Origin of the sequence: Paraconexibacter sp., from assembly GCF_041602235.1 — a bacterium.
Taxonomy (GTDB): domain Bacteria; phylum Actinomycetota; class Thermoleophilia; order Solirubrobacterales; family Solirubrobacteraceae; genus Paraconexibacter.
Genome location: NZ_JBFIGP010000466.1, coordinates 1 through 1,807 on the forward strand (window position 1 = coordinate 1; position 1,807 = coordinate 1,807).

Genomic DNA, 1,807 nt, shown 5'->3' on the forward strand with positions numbered 1-1,807 from the left:
GCGGTCATCGGCCGGTGACGTCCCCGCTCGTCCAGCGCGCTCACGTGCAGGTGGCGCAGCCGCGATCCGTAGCGATCGAGGATCTCGTGGCCGACGGCGAGGGTCGGGTCGACGGCCTGCGCGTGCGCGACGTCGAAGCAGAGCTGGGCCTGGGGGAGCGTCGCCAGGTACGGGGCCAGTTCGTCCGCGGTGCGCCCGGTGACCTTGCGCGGGTCCATGTTCTCGATCGTCAGCGTCCGCCCGAGCGGGACCCAGGCGCCGAGATCGTCGAGCGTGTCGGGGTGGACGACGATCGCGTCGACACGGCCGACCAGCGGCATCAGCAGCTCCACGAGGTCCGCCTCCGGGAGCTCGCGGTGCTTGGACGGGGCATGCACGCTGAGGAAGCGGAACGGCAGCGACGGGCGTCCGCCGAGGTAGGCCAGCAGGCCCGGGAGCTCCTGCTCGCTCAGCGCGGCGAGCTCGATGGCCTCGGTGCTCGTCTCCCTCGCGTGCGACACGAGGTCGGGCCATTCACCCTCCAGATGCCGGAGGAATCCGGTCGAGCAGCCGAGCCGCAGGTGGCCGCCGAGGCGGGGTGAGGTGTGATGGGTGAGCGCGGAGACCATGAAGGGTGATCCACCGTAGCGGGGCGTCCCGATGGAGTGACAGCCGCCTTGCAGACCGCCCCGCACGTTGCGCGAAACGGGCCGAGGGCCGGTGTGATGGGCGCTCAGCGCAGCCGCACGCGAAGCGAACGGCGCGTGACCGCGCGCTGCTTCGTGACACCCGACCGACGCAGGGTCAGGCGCGCCCGCCCGCGGTCACGTGCCAGCGCCCGCCGGGCCTTCGGGCCGATCCGCACCGTCACGCGGGTCGTGCGACCGGCAGCCAGGCGCACCGGGGCCCGACCCAGACGGATGCCCCGCCCGCGCGGCCGCTGCACCGTCAGCGTGCCCCGGCACGACCCCGCTCCTCGCGGGCAGGCGACCGGGATGCGCAGTCGCCGCGACGTGAGCCGCAGCGCCTTGCGGGGAAGTCGCAGCCGCACCGTCCCCGCTCGCGACGACCCGGGCGAGGTGGCCGGGGCAGCTGTCGCGTCGGCGGGCTTCTGGCCGCCGTGCTCGGCACACCACGCGTCTCGCACGGCCGGGTCGGCCGCGAACATCGCCTGGAGCGTCCGCGCGACACCGGCGGCCATGAGCTCGATCTCGCGCTCGACCTGGGCGCGGGCCGCCGCGTTGGGCGCGAGCAGCAGGCGCTCGGCGTTGCGCCACACGCCTTCGCGCCAGGACTGCAGGATGAGGTAGGCGGTCGAGTCGTCGACCGGGCCGAGCTCGATGTCGTCCGCGGACGGGTCGAAGCGGTCGGCGACCTCCTTGAGGACCGGCTGGTAGAGCGCGGCGAGCCGGGAGTTGTAGGCGTCGTGGTCCGCCTTGCGCGTGGTCCCGTCGGGCTTCGTGATGCCGATCGCCGCGAGCAGGTACGGGAAGTCGCGGTTGATGTGGGCGTTCATGGCCATCAGGAAGTTGCCGAGCCCGTTGACCTTGCGGTCCCGTGCGGCGTCGAACGCCAGGAGCCACGCCTCCGGCACGCCCTGCCGCTCGCCCGAGGCCCATCGGTCGTAGGCCTCGAAGTACATGCGGGCGAAGACGGCGTCCTCCTGCGCCAGCCACACCCGGTCCTCGAACACGCCGGCCTTGGAGGCGTCACGCACGTCCTCGGTGACCCGGAGGTAGGCGAGCGAGAAGACGGCGTTGTGGGAGCAGGTCCCGACGACGTTGTCGAGCCGGCGCTGCATCTCCACGATGGTCCGCTCGATGCACGA

2 protein-coding genes are annotated in these 1,807 nt (G+C 72.9%); both read right to left on the minus strand.

Features of this window, described 5'->3' with window-relative positions:
• The coding region (locus ABYE80_RS20485) for a TIM barrel protein (RefSeq protein WP_372792249.1) at positions 1–608 on the minus strand (608 nt) is incomplete at its 3' end.
• Positions 609–712: 104 nt separating this feature from the next.
• On the minus strand, positions 713–1,807 hold a 1,095-nt coding region (locus ABYE80_RS20490; protein ID WP_372792251.1), incomplete at its 5' end, for a DUF5995 family protein.